The sequence below is a fragment of the Rummeliibacillus sp. JY-2-4R genome (genome assembly GCF_053847205.1).
Genome location: NZ_CM132623.1, coordinates 278,921 through 298,431, shown reverse-complemented (window position 1 = coordinate 298,431; position 19,511 = coordinate 278,921). Strand labels below are relative to the sequence as shown.

Genomic DNA, 19,511 nt, shown 5'->3' with positions numbered 1-19,511 from the left:
ATTCTGATACATAGGATGAAAACATTAAGAGATACACAATATAAATAAAAGAAATTAACGTTATTATATAAAATGTGTATTTAATCGTAGTAAACTCATTTCTCTTCAATGTACCATTCCTTTTCATTTATTTTTCCTAAAATGATTTTTTGCACTACCAAATAAAGGCTCTTGTTTTTTATAATATGTATAATTATGTTATAATGAAACATATATAAGTGAGACGAGATGCGGTAACATCTCGCCTGGTAACTACCCAACGTGGTCAGTTGCTTCTTTATTTGTTGCTAGAAGACTTCCCGGTTTTGTTGGTTGCAAGGCGGGTGGTCTTCTTTTTACGTTTTTTAGTGGAAATTACTTTAAATAATAAAATAATCGTCTGACTGACAATCACTTTAACCGCTTCCACTAATACGCTCGTTAGAATTTCCATTTGGTCACCTCCCCCCTCTCGCAATTTACGAAAACAAGGGAATATGAAGGCAACCTCCCACCCGACTAGTTACCACTAACAATTATACCATTTTATACAAAAATTACCCGTATTTCAGAATCCACTCTTATATCCGAATACTTCAACTCTTTTTTCCACTTTTGCATCATCTATTACCTATCGCTTGAAGTCGTATAATTAACATGGTACAAAAGGTGTAAGGATGGTGTTTTATATGAGCAATAGTGACAGTTCGGACAGTATAACGAAACGAAAAGCAAGACATAAAAGAATCTTCATTCGTTTTGCTTTAATTACTCTAGGCGCTTTAATCATGGCAATTGGCCTTGAAAAGGTGCTAATCCCCAATCATTTAATTGACGGTGGTGTTACCGGTATTGCCATGATGGCATCCCATATAACGGGTATATCACTTGGTATTTTCCTCTTCTTATTTAACTTACCTTTTCTATATTTAGGGTATAAACAAATTGGTAAAAGTTTTGCTATTTCAGTAGCATATGGGATTGTCATTTTATCAATAACAACTTCTTTCTTCCCACATGGAAGCGCATTCACAAATGATACACTTTTAGCAACTGTGCTTGGAGGAATTATGCTTGGTTTTGGTGTAGGGATTGCGATTCGTGCAGGTGGATGCTTGGATGGTAGTGAAACATTAGCCATTTTATTCAATAAAAAGCTTCCGTTTTCTGTTGGACAAATTATTTTGTTCATGAATCTATTTATTTTAGGGAGTGCAAGTTTTGTATTTGGTTTAGACCGTGCTATGTATTCGTTAATCGCTTATTTTATCGCTTTTAAAACAATTGATTTAGTATCAGAAGGTTTCAACCAAACAAAATCTATTTGGATTATTAGTGATCAAGCAGATGAAATTGGCTCAGCTATTATGGACCGTTTAGGAAGAGGTATTACATATCTCAATGGTAAGGGTGGCTATACCAAAGATGAAAAACAAGTCATTTTCTGTGTTATTAACCGACTTGAAGAGGCAAAGCTTAAAAGTATCGTGGAAGACGTTGATTCCACTGCATTCCTGGCATTTAGTAATATGACCGAAATTCAAGGGGGAAACTTTAAGAAAAAAGATATTCACTAATCCTACAACAAATCGCTGCATCCATTTTGATACAGTGATTTTTTCATTTACCTGCAATCTATAGGGTTGATAAATTTAAGGATATGCTCATTTATCCACAAATTTGACTCATTTTTTCATAAATCTACATTGACTTATAAATATCTTACTGATAAGATATAAATATAATGAAATTACGGAAAGTAGGAATCTATATGACTGTTACAATTTACACTCAAACAAGCTGTACCTCTTCTAAAAAGGCTTTACAATGGCTTAAAGATAATAATATTACTTATAAAGAAAAAAGAATCACTTCTGAAACATTAACACTTCCTGAATTTAAGCGTATTTTAAGCATGACGGAAGATGGCACAGATGAAATCATTTCTAAAAACTCAAAGGACTTCAAAAACTTAGGTTGCGATATTGAACAATTATCAATCCAAGAACTTTATGAAATTATAAAAGACCACCCTAAAATGTTACGTAGTCCAATTCTTTTAGATGATAAGCGCCTACAAGTTGGCTACAATGAAATGGATATTCGTCGTTTTGTACCTCGTAAGGTTCGTGAATATGAATTATATGAAATGCAACGCTTGTCGCTTGAATGTTAATAGTACATTTTGGAGTTGAAAATTATGAATGAAACAAGAAGAGAAAGCATTACTTCCCTTTTTGAAATTGTATCTTCTGTGGAAAGAAAATGGGCAAATGAATGGAATAGCCACAATACTATGGGATTGTCCAAAACACATATCTTCATACTCGATTTGCTTGAAACAGAAGGTCCCATGCGGCCTTCTTCTCTAGCAGAAAGACTTCACGTTACTACAGGTGGTGTGACTGTACTCACTACAAAGTTGATTAAGGCCGGCTACATTACAAAAACCAAAAATGCAACTGATCGCCGTGCCTCTCAGCTAGAGATTACTGATGCTGGTCAATCGCTTTTAGAAACTGCCCATGAACATATTATGAATATCGTTGATCGAATGTTCGGTATGCTGACAGAAGAAGAGATTCATTCTTTACGTAACATCTTCTCGAAATGTCTATTAGGCTAAAAAATTTAAATTCCCATAAAAAAAACTCGTCACTCTTCAAAATGATTAAGAGTTTCGAGTTTTGTTTTTTTATCTTTTGCTATTTTAAGACTGTAGTTCATACTAAGCCGGTAAAACTACCTCTGCTGACGTTACATCAGACATCATGATGTCTTTTAAACGTTGTTTTGCACGGAAAAGACGTGATTTTACGGTACCGATTGATACTTTCATTAATTCTGCAATCTCTACTAAAGAATATTGATTTACATAAAAGTATAAAAGAGTATTACGGTAAATGCTGTCTAATTGGTTAATTTTCTCTTGCACAATTTTAGAAACGGCTTCTTGCTCTACTACCGCTTCAGTAGATGGCTCATTGTTGGGAACCAAATCTAATACTGGAACGTCTAAAGCTTCAGGTTGACTCATCATGTACTTACTACGACGAACATTTTTGCGATAGCGGTCGCGGAATGTATTCATACAGATTGTTGTTAACCAAGCTTTTACATGTTCTACTTCAGCAACATAAGATTCATAGCGAACAACTTTTACCCAAACTTCTTGCATTAGATCCTCAGCTTCAGATTTGTTACGAGTTAATTTTAAACATAAGTGATATATATAACGATTAAATTCTTCATAAACATTTTCAATTGTAGTTTTCATTTTTAAATCCTCCGGTTATCGTCTTGCTTTGATAAACCTATTTTCGCAAAAATATATATTTCACTCTATCGGATTAACTTTCAATTACATTACATTCGTGTAAGGTTGGGATACTTTTGATGTAATAATTCGTCCTATCATTCAATCTCTAAAAAGCACGAATATTCTTTGCGGTTCTAGTCCGTTGGTGCTTTCCATGAAGCCTAGAGTTTGAGCATTCTCCTTTGCCACACTTTAAGGCACTGAGAAACTATTTTAATTCTAATTGGGTTTTTGGAGTCGGCTACGCTTTCCTGCGGGAGTCTTCGCCGATTCCACTTCAATAGCATTTGTGGTACTGATACAAATTTTTCTATAATCACTTTTACAGTGTCATCCTAAATAATTAGAGTATTATATATCCATACATATTAGACTTCGCGCTTCCCTATGCACAAAAAAAGACCTAGTAGCAATTTCTACTAAGCCTTCTTTTGTTTTCTTATTCATCTGATTCTTGTTCAAGCTGCTTCTTGGTAATTGTTAATTTTGTGATTCGACTATCATCTACTTCGTTTACTACAATATGAAGATTTTCAAAATCGAATGATTCGCCTGGTTCAGGAATATGCAAGCTCAGTTCCAACACAAATCCACCTACAGTTTCATGGTCTTGAGGGATTTCAACAGTAAATTTACGATTTGCCTCTTCGATTTCTAAACGACCATGACAGACTAATGTATCTTCAGTTAGCTCATAGATTAATGACTCTTCTTCTTCATCCGATTCATCTTCAATTTCAAGCCCAATCATTTCCTCAATTAAATCTTCATGCGAAACAATGCCCAGTGTTCCACCGTATTCGTCTAGTACAATCGCTAAATGTTTCTTTTGAGTAAGCATTAATGTAAACACTTTTTCAATGCTAACTGTAGAGACAACATAAAGTGGATCAGGATCCATAAAGTCTACCAACTTCTTTGTTGGATCTAATGACCATTCAACGAATTTCTTAGAATAAAACATCCCAACAATCGTATCCAAGCTTTCTTCATAAACAGGGTAACGTGTAAATGAGTACTCAAGTATTGTATCTCGTACTTCCTCATATGTAGCATCAACTGGTAACCCAACAACATCTGTTCGATGCGTTCCTAAAACGTCTGACACATCCTTATCAGGAAAATCCAACACTTCTTTTAAACGTACCGATTCTATTTCGTCAAATGCCCCCTCTATTGAAGCAACATCGACCATACTACGAAACTCTTCCTTCGTTAAAGTTGCCTCTGTTACTGTTCCATTGGAAATAATCCGAATAAACATATTCGTAAAGCTTTGTAAAATCCAAGTAATCGGGCTTAGAATTTTCACAAACAAAGCAATAATTGGTGCAACAATATATGCTAATCGATCCGCAAATGTTACAGCAATCGTTTTTGGTAATACCTCTGCAAAAACAATTACAATAATCGTCAAGACGGTCGTAGCAATTGATAATTGCCAGTTATATCTAATTGCAATTATTGTCAATAAAGTAGGCATCAAAATATTGACTGTGTTATTAATAATTAAAATCGTTGTAATCATGCGGTCGGGCTGCTCTATTAATAAGTTCAATTTTTGAGACATACGATCCCCTTGATTTGCCCGTAGCTGGACCTTCATCTTATTGATAGCTGTTAATGCTGTCTCACTTCCAGAAAAGAAAAAGGAGATGAACAAACAGATGGCAAGCCAAAAAAATTCCAACTAAATTCCTCCCCAAAAAAGCGTTCATATTCCGTGCATCATTTATACTACATAATATACCATAATTTAGTGAATACCACATTTTAGAAAGCTGTCCTTTCTCTATAAAATGACTGCTATGGTATAATCGTTCTGTTATTGAAATATTGAAAAGAGGGATAAAGTTGAGTCAATTAGAAGTATTAAATACTTACTTTACTACAAATCGCGAAAATCACCTTGAAGAAATGAAGCAATTTTTGTCCATCGCAAGTATCAGTTCTTTGTCTGAACATAAAGAAGATATGAAAAAAGCTGCTGCTTTCCTAGGCGAATCGATGAAAAACGCAGGACTAGAAAATATCAAAGTTAATGAAACAGCAGGTCATCCAGTGGTGACTGCAGATTGGTTACATGCTGAAGGCAAGCCTACTGTTCTTGTATACGGTCACTATGATGTCCAACCAGTAGATCCTTTAGAGTTATGGGATAGTGAACCATTTAAACCTGAAATTCGAGACAATATTTTATATGCTCGTGGTTCAAGTGATGATAAAGGCCAAGTATTTATGCATGTAAAGGTAATCGAAGCTTTTATGAAAGAAAACGGTGAACTACCTGTAAATGTTAAATTCCTAATTGAAGGCGAAGAAGAAATTGGTAGTGTTAATCTACCCGCTTTTGTAGAAGCACACAAAGATGAATTAGCTACAGATTTAGTGTTAATCTCTGACACTAGTCTTTATGCTCCAGGCCGCCCTGCTGTATGTTATGCATTACGCGGATTAACAGGCGTGCAAGTCGATGTTCGTGCTGCAAAAGGTGATCTTCACTCAGGAATTTATGGTGGTGGCATTCAAAATCCAATTCATGCATTAGCAGATATTCTTTCTTCTTTCCATGATGAACATGGCACAATCGCAGTAGATGGTTTTTACGATAAAGTTCGTCCTATTACAGCTGAGGAAAAAGCCGCATATGAAGCTTTAGACTTTGATGAAGAAGGCATTAAAGAAGAAGCTGGTGTTAAAGAACTATACGGTGAGAAAGGTTACACTTACCTTGAACGTACATGGGCTCGACCAACTTTAGAAGTAAACGGTGTATTTGGTGGATTCTCTGGAGAAGGTATTAAAACAGTACTTCCTGCAACTGCTGGTGCTAAAATCACTTGTCGTTTAGTCCCAGACCAAGATCCAGATGAAATTGTAGCGCAATTACGTGCACATATAGAAAAGCATAAACCAGCTGGTGTTGACATTACAGTCACTGACTTTGATAAAGGAAAACCATTTATCACACCACTTGATCACCCATATATTCAAGCTGCAGGCCGTTCATATGAAACACAATATGATGCGAAAACAGCTTATATCCGTGCTGGTGGATCTATTCCAATCGTTTCAACGTTCGATGAAATTTTAGGTGCACCTGTTATCATGATGGGCTTTGCCTTATCAACTGAAAACTTCCATGCTCCAAATGAACATTTCCACTTAGAAAACTTTGATAAAGGTCTTCGCGTGATTAGTGATTATTACTATGAAATCGAAAAATTATCAAAATAAACAATTACAAAAAAGCCAGCATTCTAAATTTGGAATGCTGGCTTTACTTTTTCTTTCTTGAAGCAGATCGCTTCAGCTTTAATTTTTATCCAGCTTCAGCGGCTAGCCCCTCGAGGGTGCACAGGATGTGTACCCGATAGCCGTTGCCACACGATGTGGCGTTTTTAGGCTATCTTCCTTGAAGCAAATCGCTTCAGCTTTTATTTACTCACCAAAAATCGTAACAATTTCTTCAGCTGATTTGCGTGGCTTTTCTTTTGGAACAGCGTCATAGTAGCCAAATTGAAGCATACTGATGATGCGTTCTTCTGGTTTTACACCTAATGCTTCGCGGAATTTTGGATTGTCTATCCAGTTTGGTGTTTTCCAACAAGCTCCGATTCCTTTGTCCCATGCTAATAATTGCATATTTTGAATGAAGCTACTAGCAGCTGCAAAGTCTTCGTAACGTTCTTTTTGGCGAACGTCTTGAGGTACAATGATAAATGCATAAGCACCCGGTGTAGAGAATTTCAACATTTTCTTTACTAGTGCATCAGAAGAAATTTCTTTCCAATCAGGCACTGCATACTCACGAATCAGCTCTATTAATGAGTCTAATTCAGTCCCAGCAGCTAGAACAATACGCCAAGGTTGACGATTACCATGATTTGGTGCCCACACAGCATCATTAATAATTTCCATTAAATCTTCGCGATTCACAGGTTGCCCGTTAAATAATTTAATAGATCGACGACTACGTATTGCTTCTTTCACCGTTAAAGATTGTTCGTTCAACATTATCACTCCTATAATTCGTACACAATTTACGATGGATATACTTGTATGTATATTACCCTCTTCACATTACCACAGTCAGTTTAAAAGTTAAAAGAACTGCAACTACGGAGTGACTTCAATTTTAAAGAAGTAGTACTTTATATTTGGCGTATATGCACTTGAATCTTCGTATGTCCATAGACGATGATAACTGTTTGTTGTATGTGCATTGACATAAGGAACACCTTTTATAATACTTGTAATCATTAAAGTATGGTTAATCTTACCATCCCCATCAAAATCTATAAAAATTAAATCTCCCAGCTGTAATTCTTCTACACTATTTACTCTTATTCCTCTTAATCCCTTTTTCGAAGTTTCTAAATACCAACGAAGTGAGTTTGAAGTCGTCCAGCTGTAGCTCCAAGTCCCTCCCTTCATCCACCAACCTTTCACTCTGTTTGGAGCTCCTGTCATCGGCGCACCACCTGCTAACAAACATTGTGAGATAAAATTCGTGCAATCATCATCGAATTTTGGAAAAGCAGGATTGAAATTATTCCACCAACGATTTGCATATTCAACTGCTTTTAGCCTATTATACATAGTCCATAACCTCCTATTTTACTGTATGTAAGATCAATGCCAATTGATACTGATTTTGGATTTGATATGACAAATTAATTACATTTACAACTTTCCTAATAGGAGTGACCAATTTCACATATTTTTTGATACAATGAAAGCAACATAATTTACTATCTCCTAATTTATGGTTTGAAAGGATGTTCGAATTGACACAGCACGCTGAAAAAGAGATTGTTGACGCGACATTACTCTGTGATAGAAAAGGCAACTTGAATCCTGCCGCTATAGGGTTTTCAAGAAAGCCCATCATAATAAGTAATTTAAAAGGGCATATGATGCGTAAGAAAAAGTGGAACTCTTGGTGTATCTTCGGGGACGACATTATGTTCTCTGCAACCATAAGCCATCTAGACTACGCAGCAATTTGCTATGTCTATTTTCTCGAATATGAAACGCAACGCTATTTTGAGAAAACTGTCACTATTCCTCTTGGTTACAAATTGAAAATGCCAGAAGAGGTTTTAGATACCGTGTCATTCAATACTAATGACCTCAAAATACAATTATTGTATGGTCAAGGTGAAACACAAATGACTGTAACAATTCCTGATTTTGATGGAGACCTTTTACATGCAGACTTAACAATCCTACATCCGGAAGAGGATGACTCGCTCAACGTTGTCATCCCTTGGAATCGTCAAACCTTTCAGTTCACCGCAAAACATCATTCACTCCCAACAAGCGGCTATGTAAAGATTGGAGATAAACGATATAACTTTTACGAAGAAGATTGTTTTGCAGTACTTGACTACGGCCGAGGTGTTTGGCCACGAGAAGCTACTTGGAACTTTGGCATGGCTTCGCAACGATGCGGCAATCATAAGCGTATTGCTTTAAACTTTGGTGGAAAGTGGACAGATGGAACAGGTATGACCGAGAATGCTATCTTCATTGACGGGCGTATGCAAAAAATCCATGAAGATGTTATATTCCAATATAATAGCAAAAATTATATGCAGCCTTGGCAGATTACCACGAAATTTACAGATGATGTCCGTCTTACTTTTACACCATTTTTTGAACGTGAAGCAAAAACAGATATAAAACTAATGAAGTCTTCCACTCATCAAATGGTTGGTTACTACAACGGTCGTATTCGTTTGCAAAACGGTCGCATGCTGCCTATTCAACAATTGCTTGGAACGGTGGAAGAACATATTGCAAAATGGTAATAAAAAAGAAAGTGGCTGTTCCAAAGTATAAACATATACTTTGGAACAGCCCTTTCTAATGATGGATTCAATTCTTTTTATCTTTTCGCTAATCACCATACTTTTTATGATAGGCATGACGATATAGTTTTTCTGGGTAGTCTGTGAAAACTCCATTTACCCCAAGTTCTTCCATTTCATCGTAGTCCTCTGTTGAGTTGACTGTGTAAACTCTTAGGCGATTGCCCGCTTCAATTGCTTTTTTCACGGCTTGTCGCTTTGCTGCAACTAAGGACACATGAAGGGCATTTGTGCCAATCATCTTTCCGTACTCATCGAGGTTTATTAAAATTTTCATAAAAAGGGCACCTACGTCATTGTTTGGCGCCTTTTCAATCACTCTTTCTACGATTTCATGATCAAATGATGAGAATAATACACGTTCCATCATGTCGTGAGATTTCACTGTTTCTATCACATCATCTTCTAAACACGGATATTCAAATACGTCTGTTTTCAATTCGATATTAATCATATGGTGAGTTGCTCTAAATAAATCGAGCACTTCATCAAGAGTTGGAATTTTCTCTCCTGTAAACTGCTTCCCTTTCCAACTTCCAAAGTCGTAGGAACGAATTTCTTCAAACGTCATATCTCGGATATAGCCTTTGCCATTTGATGTTCGATCGATTTTTTCGTCATGGTTTATCACTAATACACCGTCTTTAGTACGCTGAACATCCAATTCAATTCCATATATAGGTAATTTTGCTGTTTCTTTAAATGAGGCTAATGTATTTTCTGGAAAATTGCCTGATGCCCCTCGATGTGCAAATATGTCCATTTGTTCCATTCCTCCAACAATACAATTTCTCTATGCTCTCTATTCTATACCACAGTTCCTTTCAAATAACGCAAAACTTCATATACAATAGTAAAAAGAGTATAGTAATAGTTAATCACCCTATGAAAGATAGGAGGTCGATTTCTTGACACAACATCCTGATTTTAAGGAAGAAGAACAACATTTAGCATACACAAAATATTATATGCAAAAATTGTTAGATGAATCAAAACGTGATGTGCAAACTGCTCAAGAAAATATTCGTACAGCCATGGCTGATTTAGATTATTTAGATTCTAGTTTGAGCTATCAAAATATCCTAACAAATGCTCGATTCTTTGATATGGCGAAAAACCAACGTGAAGGATTAGAGGCCATTCGCCAAAAGCCGTATTTTGCACGCATCCATTTCCAGAAGGAAAACGAACCTGCAGAAAAATTATATATTGGAAAAACCTCTCTATTTGACCGTGAAACACAAGAACCAATCATCGTTGATTGGCGTTCACCCGTTGCAAATGTCTACTATGATGGCAGACTTGGAGACTTAACATATGAAGTAAACGGCGAGGAATCTAAGGGGCACCTCTTTTCTAAAAGACAATATAAAATTGAAAAAGGTCGGTTACTCGAAGTTCGCGATATTGATCTCACAACAAATGATGAACTTTTGCAAGATGCTTTGGCTGGAAAAGCTGACGTTCGCTTGACTGAAATTGTCTCAACCATCCAAGCTGAGCAAAATGAAGTCATCCGCGCGCACTTAAAACAACCCATTCTCGTGCAAGGTGCTGCAGGTAGTGGAAAAACGACTATCGCCCTTCACCGAATCTCTTATTTCTTATATACTATGGGCGAACATTTTCGCGCACAAGATTTAATGATTTTAGCTCCGAACAAATTATTCATCGATTACATCGCGGATGTTCTTCCAGAGCTCGGTGTTGGACACATATGTCAAACAACCTATGCGGAATATGTACAAAATGCTACAAGTATCAAGTTAAAATTGCAAAATCCAGATGAACAACTTGAAAAAATAGTTCAACAAGAAAGTACGGATGATACCGCACTATGGGTTTCCAAAATGAAAGGAACTTTAGAGTACCGTGACATAATGTCTCGTTACGTCAAAAAAATTGAAAATCAAATCGCAGATCAATTCGAAGACGTCTATATTGAAAAATATCGAATATTAAAAGCTTCCCATATACGCAGGCTCTTTTTAGAAGATTATAATTATCTACCTTTAGAAAAGAGAATCGCTAAGGTCCGCGCAGTCATGCAAAATCATGTTCGTCAAAAAAAGAAACAGCTTCTATACACTCTCAAAAAACGATATGATGCCGTATTAGACAAAGCATTGTTTGGTATCCGTGATGATTCGAAGCGAAAAGAAGTAGTCACAAAATGGATAGATGAGCGTGATGAACGAATTCCAGCCGTCGAAAAAGAAGCAAAAAACGTTGTCACACGTTATATGAAACGCTTTGAAAAATATAAGATTAAACCGCTTTACCGGGAGTTTTTAACCAATCGAGTACTACAAGAAGAGTTTGCTCCTAATTGGACAAAAGAAGAACATGACCGATTTTTCGAAGCACACAGAAAAGAGACTTGGGCTTTAGAAGATTTAGCTGCAATCTTTTATTTACAAGCTAAAATCAAAGGGATCAAAGATGACTGGAAGATGAAGGTTGTCTTTATAGATGAAGTACAAGATTACAGTTTATTTCAACTTGCCGCTTTAAAAGAGGGACTCGAAACAGATATGTTCACTATGGTTGGTGACCTTGCACAAGGTATTCACAGCTATCGCTCTTTAACTGATTGGGCTCCTGTTCGTGAACTGTTCCCTCGAGCTAGCTACAAAACGTTGCAAAAGAGTTATCGTACCACAATCGAAATTATGGCAGTGGCCAATCAAATTTTAGAGAAAATGGATGAAGATTTACCTTTAGTTGAACCGGTCGTTCGTCATGGTGCTGAGCCAATATTTCATGAAATGGCTACTTTTGATGCTATCGAAATTGCGGAAATTTATGAACAAATTCGGGATAAGGGTCATCATTCCATCGCGCTAATTTGCAAAACAACCGAAGAAGCGAAAAAAGCTGCGAAGCAATTACAAAAAACGAAAGTAAAAGTGCAAACTCTATCAGAGACTTCTGAAATTGATCAAGAGGCTTTGCTTATTGTACCTAGTCATTTGGCGAAAGGCCTTGAGTTTGATGCCGTAATTATCGCTGCCATCGATCATCCTTTCCGTGATACACCAATTGACCGCAAGCTCTTATATGTTGCCCTAACTCGTGCCATGCATGAATTACATTTAGTTGCACCTAAAAAGGAAGATTTATTATTGTAGGATGAATAAGTCTACATAAATCAAATCGATATGCCAACTCCACTTGTTTTGAGAGAAAATATATTCTTTTTTATTATGGTTCATAAAAAGAAAAGCCGATAGTCCTGTAGAAAATTACTAACAGGTCTTCGGCTTTTTTAGTACAGGCGAATATCACCTTTAATTTCGACGATGTAATGGGTCATAACGTTTTTTTCGATTTTCTGGTTTATTTAAATTACGCCCCACGATTTTAGAGAGGATTTGGCTAAAAAGATTCTTATGTGAACTTTCTACTTTTTGCAATGCAGGTAGTCTCATGAATATTCCCTCCTAAAAGTACGTTATATCTAAATAAATATGTTCACTTTTACAAAATATGAGTTCCGTAAAAGGATAATCTAAAAATATGATTACTTTTGTGGAAAATTGATTCCTTATTTTCTTTCTTCAATTGCCTTAATTTCATTTGCAATTAGTTTAGATAAAATAGAATACCCTGATACACCAAAATGTAATCCATCGTTGTTTGTTCCAACAAGGAGTTCTTTATAATTTTCACGTTCAAAAAGTTCTGCAAAAAAGTCTATGATAGAACTCCCTGTATCTTTTGCAATGTTCTTTACTGAATTTCCATACAACTTAATCCGTTCATTTAAGCGGTGTGGTTGCAACGATTCGTCTACTGGAGCAGGTGTAATGAGAATGGATTTTTCCGCTCCAATATCATTAACAAACCTTCGCAAATTTTCCTCATAACCTTCTATTGGTACGAGTTTATGCGTTGCTGAATCATTTGCCCCAAAGAAGATGACAACCAAATCTGGCTTTTCAATTAATACATCTTGTTTTAAGCGTTTTTCGGCTTTTACAGTTGTATCTCCTGGTACACCTGCATTGATGAATTGGTGTTTTGGTAATTGTTTTTCTAGCATGGATGTTAACATAGGTTTTGGTTGCCCTTCTGTTCCTGCGGTTATACTATCTCCAAAGCAAACTACTTTCACGATAACACTCTCCATATCTAAATTTGCTTTTATTTCTTTATGAAAAAATCTACTTGTTGTATAGGTGTAAATTCTGCATTTTTGTAAACACTAAGAGCGTTTCTATTATCTATTTCTACATCCAATAGCACATTTTCCTGTTGTCTTTCAAAAGTTTCGTTTTTTGCCCATTGTAGTATAGCCGAGCCAATTCCTTTTCTTCTGAACAATTGTTGAACTGTAAAGGCAGTTATCCAAATACCCATATCATTTTCTACTAATGATACAGTGGCAACTTTTTGGTTTTCAACTTCTACCATATAAAGTGTGCGTCCTGGTGTTTCCGTATTATAAGTAATCAGTTCATTCGTTTCTTCAGGCAAATCACCAAAGCCGTCATGCATTAATTTTATGAGTGTTTCTCTGTCCTGCTCTTCAAATGGCCGAACGGTAATATTCTTTGATATCGTACAGATTTTTGCAATAGCATGTAATGTTGCTTCCGTAGAACTGTATTCGTACTCCATTTTCTCAAGGAATTGATGACCCGCTTCACTATTAAATGTTAGAGCCATCTCACCTAATGCATCACGTTCTGCTAACGCACTGGCAAAACCTTGAACCATCGCTGTACCAATACCCAGGCGACGATAATCAGGGTGTACAATTGCACTCCATTCATAAGTATTTAGTCCATATAAATCAATTGCGCTTAGATAGCCCAATAGTTGATCTTGTTCGTTATATGCTAATACAACGAAGCCCTGATTCATATATTCACCCAATCTATCCATATGGAATAAATGGGAATATTCTTGTTGGTCCAGTGTGTTCGCATGCTGCATTAGTTCTTTCATCTCATCAATTGTCAATTCATCAAGAGGGAAAGAGGCTTTCATTAAAAAAATATCCATAAGTCCTCCATTTTGTAACAGTTTTGAAATTAAAATGATATTAAAATATTATTTTTACCTACTTCTCACATTGCGACTAAAGATATAAAATCGCTTTGGAGGTTTAAAAAATGTCTAAAAAAAGATTAACTTGGGTCGATGCAGTAAAAGGTCTTTTAATGGTTTTAGTAGTCATTGGACATTACCCTAAAGATCTAGATTACCCTTTGCTAACGTATATTTATTGGTTTCATATGCCCGCATTTTTTGTACTTAGCGGCTTATTTTTTAAACCAGCAGATTCAAATGAATCCATGATTCTTTCGATTAAAAAACGATTTATGCAATTAATGGTTCCTTATATTTTCTTTGTAACCATCATAACATGTTTCCGCTATATACTAGCATTTGTAACAGGAAATACGGACCTTGGATGGTATTTACACGATTTACTTACAATCATTTTTGGCGGCCGTTTTGCCAGAGGTTCTTACGGGGTTATTTGGTTTATCACTACATTATTCTTCACATACCTCTTATTCTTACTTATCACACGCTATTTAAAACGTGTAGGTCAAATCCTAGTTCTTATTATTTGTTACTTTTTAGCTGAGGTAGAAAGTCATTATATTGTCAATATTATTGGTGGATCTGTAGATGAAGCTTCCCAAACAATTCTGATTCCTTGGAATTTAGATGTCGTGTTAATTGCCGTTGTGTATTTCGCAATTGGTTATTTTGCTAAAGAAGTTTTCTTACATGTAAAATTGCCTTTATGGATTACAGGTACAGTCATTGCATTGACTGCTATGTGGCTTACTTGGAATGGACGATTTGATTATCATCAAAGTATGAAGTTTGTTCATTATAATCATCCAATTTTAGATATTGTCATTCCAATGGCGTTTCTTATTATGATTTTCGGTATCTTCCAGTTTGTTACAAAACATCTTCGATTAAAGATTTTTGAGTTTATTGAGGTACATTCCATTACCATAATGTATTTCCATATCTCAGTCGATAAATTTATGAATGATTTTATTGAGTATGGGCTAGTTGGTTATACATTGATTTGTCTCATAATCCCAATTATTATTTCTGTTTTGATGAAACGGTTTATGCCATATGCAGGGCTATTAATGGGGAATTTTAGATTTAAGAATCCTGTTAAGACGAAAACAGTGTGACATTAAAAAATGGGATACTTTGATGAATTGTTACGAAATTCCTCTAGGGTAGTGAGAAACAAATCTTATACTCATTTTATTTTGAAATGAAGTGGAATTAGCTACGCTTTCCTGCGGGCGAGCGGTGAGTCTCCTCGCTCACTTCGTTCACTGCGGGGCCTCACCTGATCTCGCTTTTCCCGCGGGAGTCTTCGCTAATTCCACTTCAATAATTTTGGGATACTAATCTCCATTAAATTCTCCCTGTAATTTTATTGAAAATATTCTTTCACTCCAACTTTTTAGTAACCAATCGTTGCTATTGCAGAACAATTTGATATCACTGAAAAGGAAATCAAAGCAAAGCTAGCACAAAAATGGGTCAAAGAGGATTCGCCTTCCACTACAATCAACAGATTAAAGAAAAAAATTTGCCTTTCCATTTCAAATAGAAAGGCAAATTAAACACCATACAGTATACTTGGACAGCCTCTAGCTTTTTTTATTTCAATTATTTTTGTAAAAGTTTGAATGCATTTAGCATTCCCTTTCAGTGGTTACTCCTGCGGTTGCTCATCACAAAAGAAATTACTTAACATTTAATTTATGCTAACAAATTAACTAATCCCTTGTCTTATAACTTGGATTGTTCCAACATGCTATAAAATATGCCTTTTTTCTTTATAAGGTCTTCTCTTAATCCATATTCTATTAGTTTTCCTTGTTGCATGACTAAGATTACATCGGCTTTTTGGATTGTGTTAAGTCGATGGGCAATGACGAAGCTTGTTCTGCCTTCCATTAGGTGTTCTAAGGCTTCTTGGATTTCTAATTCGGTGATTGTATCGATGCTGCTTGTTGCTTCGTCTAGTAACAAGATCGAAGGGTTTGCTACAAGTGCTCTAGCAATGGATAATAATTGTTTTTGCCCTTGACTGATTTCACTGCCATCTGCTTGTAAAAACGTATTATATCCTTGTGGTAATGATGTGATAAATTCATGTGCATTTGCCTTTTTCGCTGCTTCAATTACTTCTTCATCAGTGGCATCTAGTCTGCCATAGCGGATGTTTTCTTTTACTGTTGATTCAAAAAGAAACGGTTCTTGGAGTACAAATGCCATATTCTCTCGAATATTTTTTCGAGAATATTGTTGAATTGGTATATTATCGATTAAAATCTGTCCTTTTTGTACATCATAGAAACGAGCAAGCAGTTGCATGATCGTTGTCTTACCAGCCCCCGTTGCACCGACCAATGCAGCTGTTTGGCCTTTTTTTACATGAAAATTGATAGCTGAAATCGTCTGCTCTTCCTCAGAAGTTTCATATTGAAATGATACATCACAAAACTTGACATCACCTAGAATTTTACGAATGGGCACATTCTTTGCCTCATCTTGTTCTTCTTTCTCATCTATAATAGAAAATACTCTTTCTGCCCCAGCAATAGCTGATAATACATTATTAAATTGATTGGCTAAATCATTTAATGGTCTCGTAAATTGGCGAGCATATTCTGCGAAAATTACAATTGTTCCAATCGATACATATCCCTTTAATGCCATAATTCCACCAACGCCTGCTACCAAGGCAAAACTTGCATTGTTCAAGAAGTTCATCACTTTCGGAATGCCACCAGAATAGACATTTGCCCAGTATCCTACTCGACGAAGATGGCTACTTTTTTCCGCGAATTCTTCCATCACTCTTTGCTCTTGAGAGAAAGCCTTCACCACGCGTTGTCCTGAAACAATTTCTTCTATCATCCCATTTAATTCACCCAATGCTTGCTGTTGGCCTTTAAATAATTTTCCTGTTCTTCTTGTGATCCATCGTGTTGCCAAGAACATGGCTGGTATGATTAACATCGTGAGCAATGTTAGAAACGGACTCATTGAAAGCATGACAATTATTGTTCCTACTAACGTTAAAACACTCGAGAAAACTTGGATAAAGGTACTATTTAATGTAGAGCTAATATTATCCATATCATTTGTCATTCGGCTCATTAACTCACCATGCTGTCTTTTATCAAAAAAGGAGATGGGCAAGCGTTGTAGTTTTGTGAACAGATCCGAACGCATTCGATAAACAGTTTGCTGTGCAATACCAATCATCCAATAGTTTTGTAAAAAAAGTGTAATTGATAACCCAATATAAACAAAAATAAGTATTAGAATCATTGTCTTAAGGCCAGCAAAATCTTTTGCTATTATATGTTTATCAATGATCTTACCTATTAAATAAGGTCCTAATAATGACAAAATAGTACTTACAATAACCATTAATAATACGACAATAAATAAGGTTCTTTGTTCATCAACAATTTTCCAGATACGCTTTAATGCCTTTTGCCAATTACTTGCTCTTGCGCCTTTTTTCTTCTTAGAAGATTTGATATCTTCTTTTGTAAGAATAGGCTCATACAAATGCGAATGTAGCCATGATTTAAGCATTACAACACCCCCTTAGACATTTGGGACTTTGCAATTTTCTGATACATTGGTGAGTCTTCCATCAGCTCATCATGCGTTCCAAAAGCTATTGCTACACCGTTTTCTAATAGTAAAATTCGATCTGCCCCTTTTGCTGTATGGACTTTCTGCGTTACAACAAGCATTGTTGCTTGTTCATCAGCAAGTGACTCCCAAAGCGCTGATTCTGTTTTGACATCAAGTGCACTCGTACTATCATCTAATAGTAGAAACTCAGGCTTCCGTATAATAGCGCGTGCAATGGATAATCGCTGCTTTTGCCCACCTGATAGATTCACACCTTTTTGCCCAACTCGTGTTTGATATCCTTTTGGAAAATGCATAATTGAATCATGAATTTGAGCCTGTATTGCTGCTTTTTCAACCTCTTCTAGCGATGCATCGACTTTTCCCCAAGTGACATTTTCTAAAATGGTCCCTGTAAAAAGTAACGAGCGTTGGGGTACATAGCCAATCTTGTTGCGAAGCTTCTTTACATCCCAATCTTTTAGATCAACACCATCTATTAGAATACGACCACTTGTAATGTTATAAAATTTAGGAACAAGCTGAAGTAAAGTGGACTTTCCGGAACCTGTCGCACCCATAATGGCAATCTTTTCACCATGTTTACAAGTAAACGATATATCTTTCAATACATAACGATCTGTTAATGGATATTGAAATGAAACATTTTCGAAATTAAGCTCACCTTTTTGTGTTGACGAAAATGATTGATGATCTACACTAGCATCCTCTATTCCCCTTTCAACCAAAAGGACTTCTTCCATCCGGTTAGCTGACGCCTTTGCACGAGAAAAGAGTGTGATGATGAATGCAAACATGGAAAAGGACCCTGTCATTCTCATTGTATAATTGACAATAGCAGCTAAATCACCAATTTTGGTTTGTTCTGTTTGAATTTGCTCAGCACCGAACCATAACACTGCCAACATCGCAAAATTCATAATCATTAACAGGATTGGTTGCATATATTCCATTAATCGTAAAGCATTAGATGTATCATCCTTTAATGCATTTGCCACTTTTTGAAAACGGCTTTCTTCATATAATCCTCGTAAATATGCTTTTACTAATCTCATTGCTTGTAAATTCTCTTGGATCATTCGATTCAATCGGTCAATCCTTCGTTGCATCGCACTAAATTGACTAATACTTTTTTTCACCATCATATAAATGAATAGAACAAGTATGGGTACACCAATGACTAAATAAATTGCTAGTGATGCGTTCACATAAAATGCCATGATTAAACTACCAAATACTACTAATGGCGTTCGCATCATCACACGCAAACTCATAAAAAACACTTGTTGAACTTGTGACACATCATTTGTCAATCTTGTAATCAAACCTGCAGTTGGAAAGCGCAAAAAAGTGGTCATGGAAAATGATTGAACTTTTCTAAACAACGCATTGCGTAAATCATAAGCAAAATTTTGCGCTGCATACCCTGAAAAAAAGGAATTCGAAATACCAGCAAAAAATGATAGCAACGAGAGCATTAGCATAACAGTTCCCCAAATTAGAATCGTGTGCCCCTCTTTTTGAACTATGCCTTCATCAATAATTTTTCGAATCAGCAAAGGCTGTGAAAGCTCGACAAAAAGCTCAACAAACATAAGCAAAATAGCTATAATAGCAGGCACTCTATATGGTCTTATGTATTGAAAAATTGTCTTCAA

Annotated in this window: 18 protein-coding genes; 7 read left to right on the top strand and 11 right to left on the bottom strand. The window is 36.0% G+C overall.

The window, feature by feature from the left end:
* Positions 1 to 277 precede the first annotated feature (277 nt).
* Positions 278 to 433, bottom strand: coding sequence for a hypothetical protein (locus ACWV26_RS01420; protein WP_455896616.1), 156 nt, complete (start codon positions 431 to 433; stop codon positions 278 to 280).
* 235 nt (positions 434 to 668) lie between these two features.
* Between ACWV26_RS01420 and ACWV26_RS01415 the strand changes: the two genes are divergently transcribed.
* The 3 genes from ACWV26_RS01415 (at position 669) to ACWV26_RS01405 (ending at position 2,605) form a co-directional block, all read left to right on the top strand.
* Positions 669 to 1,556: a YitT family protein gene (locus ACWV26_RS01415; protein ID WP_455896615.1), complete on the top strand. Its 888-nt coding sequence runs from the start codon at positions 669 to 671 to the stop codon at positions 1,554 to 1,556.
* 194 nt (positions 1,557 to 1,750) lie between these two features.
* A complete protein-coding gene (spx, locus tag ACWV26_RS01410) occupies positions 1,751 to 2,155 on the top strand; it encodes a transcriptional regulator Spx (RefSeq protein ID WP_455896614.1) in 405 nt (134 codons plus the stop codon).
* Between the two features lie 24 nt (positions 2,156 to 2,179).
* Positions 2,180 to 2,605, top strand: a complete 426-nt coding sequence (locus ACWV26_RS01405; protein WP_455896613.1) for a MarR family winged helix-turn-helix transcriptional regulator — start codon at positions 2,180 to 2,182, stop codon at positions 2,603 to 2,605.
* Between the two features lie 102 nt (positions 2,606 to 2,707).
* Here ACWV26_RS01405 and ACWV26_RS01400 read toward each other — a convergent pair whose 3' ends face one another.
* Positions 2,708 to 3,256, bottom strand: coding sequence for an RNA polymerase sigma factor (locus tag ACWV26_RS01400; RefSeq protein WP_455896612.1), 549 nt, complete (start codon positions 3,254 to 3,256; stop codon positions 2,708 to 2,710).
* A 481-nt stretch (positions 3,257 to 3,737) separates the two neighbouring features.
* On the bottom strand, positions 3,738 to 4,988 hold the full coding sequence (locus tag ACWV26_RS01395; protein ID WP_455896611.1) for a hemolysin family protein: 1,251 nt from the start codon (positions 4,986 to 4,988) through the stop codon (positions 3,738 to 3,740).
* Between the two features lie 164 nt (positions 4,989 to 5,152).
* On the opposite strand from ACWV26_RS01395, the gene ACWV26_RS01390 reads away from it, so the two are divergent.
* Complete coding sequence (locus ACWV26_RS01390; protein ID WP_455896610.1) at positions 5,153 to 6,535, top strand: dipeptidase; 1,383 nt, start codon at positions 5,153 to 5,155, stop codon at positions 6,533 to 6,535.
* A 204-nt stretch (positions 6,536 to 6,739) separates the two neighbouring features.
* On the opposite strand, the gene ACWV26_RS01385 is transcribed toward ACWV26_RS01390, so the two are convergent.
* Positions 6,740 to 7,312, bottom strand: coding sequence for a nitroreductase family protein (locus ACWV26_RS01385; RefSeq protein ID WP_455896609.1), 573 nt, complete (start codon positions 7,310 to 7,312; stop codon positions 6,740 to 6,742).
* 105 nt (positions 7,313 to 7,417) lie between these two features.
* Complete coding sequence (locus ACWV26_RS01380) at positions 7,418 to 7,900, bottom strand: amidase domain-containing protein (protein ID WP_455896608.1); 483 nt, start codon at positions 7,898 to 7,900, stop codon at positions 7,418 to 7,420.
* A gap of 188 nt (positions 7,901 to 8,088) precedes the next feature.
* On the opposite strand from ACWV26_RS01380, the gene ACWV26_RS01375 reads away from it, so the two are divergent.
* Complete coding sequence (locus ACWV26_RS01375) at positions 8,089 to 9,114, top strand: DUF2804 domain-containing protein (protein ID WP_455896607.1); 1,026 nt, start codon at positions 8,089 to 8,091, stop codon at positions 9,112 to 9,114.
* A gap of 88 nt (positions 9,115 to 9,202) precedes the next feature.
* Here ACWV26_RS01375 and ACWV26_RS01370 read toward each other — a convergent pair whose 3' ends face one another.
* Positions 9,203 to 9,937 (bottom strand): glycerophosphodiester phosphodiesterase, encoded by a 735-nt coding sequence (locus ACWV26_RS01370; protein WP_455896606.1) that lies wholly within the window; start codon positions 9,935 to 9,937, stop codon positions 9,203 to 9,205.
* Between the two features lie 205 nt (positions 9,938 to 10,142).
* Here ACWV26_RS01370 and helD point away from each other — a divergent pair, with 205 nt between their 5' ends.
* Positions 10,143 to 12,305, top strand: coding sequence for an RNA polymerase recycling motor HelD (gene helD / locus ACWV26_RS01365; protein ID WP_455898151.1), 2,163 nt, complete (start codon positions 10,143 to 10,145; stop codon positions 12,303 to 12,305).
* 159 nt (positions 12,306 to 12,464) lie between these two features.
* On the opposite strand, the gene ACWV26_RS01360 is transcribed toward helD, so the two are convergent.
* From ACWV26_RS01360 to ACWV26_RS01350, 3 genes are all read right to left on the bottom strand, one after another.
* On the bottom strand, positions 12,465 to 12,605 hold the full coding sequence (locus ACWV26_RS01360) for a hypothetical protein (RefSeq protein WP_455896605.1): 141 nt from the start codon (positions 12,603 to 12,605) through the stop codon (positions 12,465 to 12,467).
* 116 nt (positions 12,606 to 12,721) lie between these two features.
* Positions 12,722 to 13,291: a GDSL-type esterase/lipase family protein gene (locus ACWV26_RS01355; RefSeq protein ID WP_455896604.1), complete on the bottom strand. Its 570-nt coding sequence runs from the start codon at positions 13,289 to 13,291 to the stop codon at positions 12,722 to 12,724.
* 29 nt (positions 13,292 to 13,320) lie between these two features.
* Positions 13,321 to 14,184: a GNAT family N-acetyltransferase gene (locus ACWV26_RS01350; RefSeq protein ID WP_455896603.1), complete on the bottom strand. Its 864-nt coding sequence runs from the start codon at positions 14,182 to 14,184 to the stop codon at positions 13,321 to 13,323.
* A 110-nt stretch (positions 14,185 to 14,294) separates the two neighbouring features.
* Between ACWV26_RS01350 and ACWV26_RS01345 the strand changes: the two genes are divergently transcribed.
* Positions 14,295 to 15,350 (top strand): acyltransferase family protein, encoded by a 1,056-nt coding sequence (locus tag ACWV26_RS01345; protein WP_455896602.1) that lies wholly within the window; start codon positions 14,295 to 14,297, stop codon positions 15,348 to 15,350.
* Positions 15,351 to 15,963: 613 nt separating this feature from the next.
* Here the strand turns inward: ACWV26_RS01345 and ACWV26_RS01340 are convergent.
* Positions 15,964 to 17,787, bottom strand: a complete 1,824-nt coding sequence (locus ACWV26_RS01340; RefSeq protein ID WP_455896601.1) for an ABC transporter ATP-binding protein — start codon at positions 17,785 to 17,787, stop codon at positions 15,964 to 15,966.
* On the bottom strand, positions 17,787 to 19,511 hold the full coding sequence (locus ACWV26_RS01335) for an ABC transporter ATP-binding protein (RefSeq protein WP_455896600.1): 1,725 nt from the start codon (positions 19,509 to 19,511) through the stop codon (positions 17,787 to 17,789). The genes ACWV26_RS01340 and ACWV26_RS01335 overlap by 1 nt, the downstream gene beginning before the upstream one ends.

Excerpts from the sequence above, each read along its gene's own strand:
- ACWV26_RS01340 (WP_455896601.1), bottom strand. The coding sequence starts at position 17,787 with ATGCTTAAATCATGGCTACATTCGCATTTGTATGAGCCTATTCTTACA.
- ACWV26_RS01360 (WP_455896605.1), bottom strand. The coding sequence starts at position 12,605 with ATGAGACTACCTGCATTGCAAAAAGTAGAAAGTTCACATAAGAATCTT.
- ACWV26_RS01420 (WP_455896616.1), bottom strand. The coding sequence starts at position 433 with ATGGAAATTCTAACGAGCGTATTAGTGGAAGCGGTTAAAGTGATTGTC.
- ACWV26_RS01380 (WP_455896608.1), bottom strand. The coding sequence starts at position 7,900 with ATGTATAATAGGCTAAAAGCAGTTGAATATGCAAATCGTTGGTGGAAT.
- ACWV26_RS01370 (WP_455896606.1), bottom strand. The coding sequence starts at position 9,937 with ATGGACATATTTGCACATCGAGGGGCATCAGGCAATTTTCCAGAAAAT.
- spx (WP_455896614.1), top strand. The coding sequence starts at position 1,751 with ATGACTGTTACAATTTACACTCAAACAAGCTGTACCTCTTCTAAAAAG.
- helD (WP_455898151.1), top strand. The coding sequence starts at position 10,143 with ATGCAAAAATTGTTAGATGAATCAAAACGTGATGTGCAAACTGCTCAA.
- ACWV26_RS01415 (WP_455896615.1), top strand. The coding sequence starts at position 669 with ATGAGCAATAGTGACAGTTCGGACAGTATAACGAAACGAAAAGCAAGA.
- ACWV26_RS01405 (WP_455896613.1), top strand. The coding sequence starts at position 2,180 with ATGAATGAAACAAGAAGAGAAAGCATTACTTCCCTTTTTGAAATTGTA.
- ACWV26_RS01345 (WP_455896602.1), top strand. The coding sequence starts at position 14,295 with ATGTCTAAAAAAAGATTAACTTGGGTCGATGCAGTAAAAGGTCTTTTA.
- ACWV26_RS01350 (WP_455896603.1), bottom strand. The coding sequence starts at position 14,184 with ATGGATATTTTTTTAATGAAAGCCTCTTTCCCTCTTGATGAATTGACA.
- ACWV26_RS01400 (WP_455896612.1), bottom strand. The coding sequence starts at position 3,256 with ATGAAAACTACAATTGAAAATGTTTATGAAGAATTTAATCGTTATATA.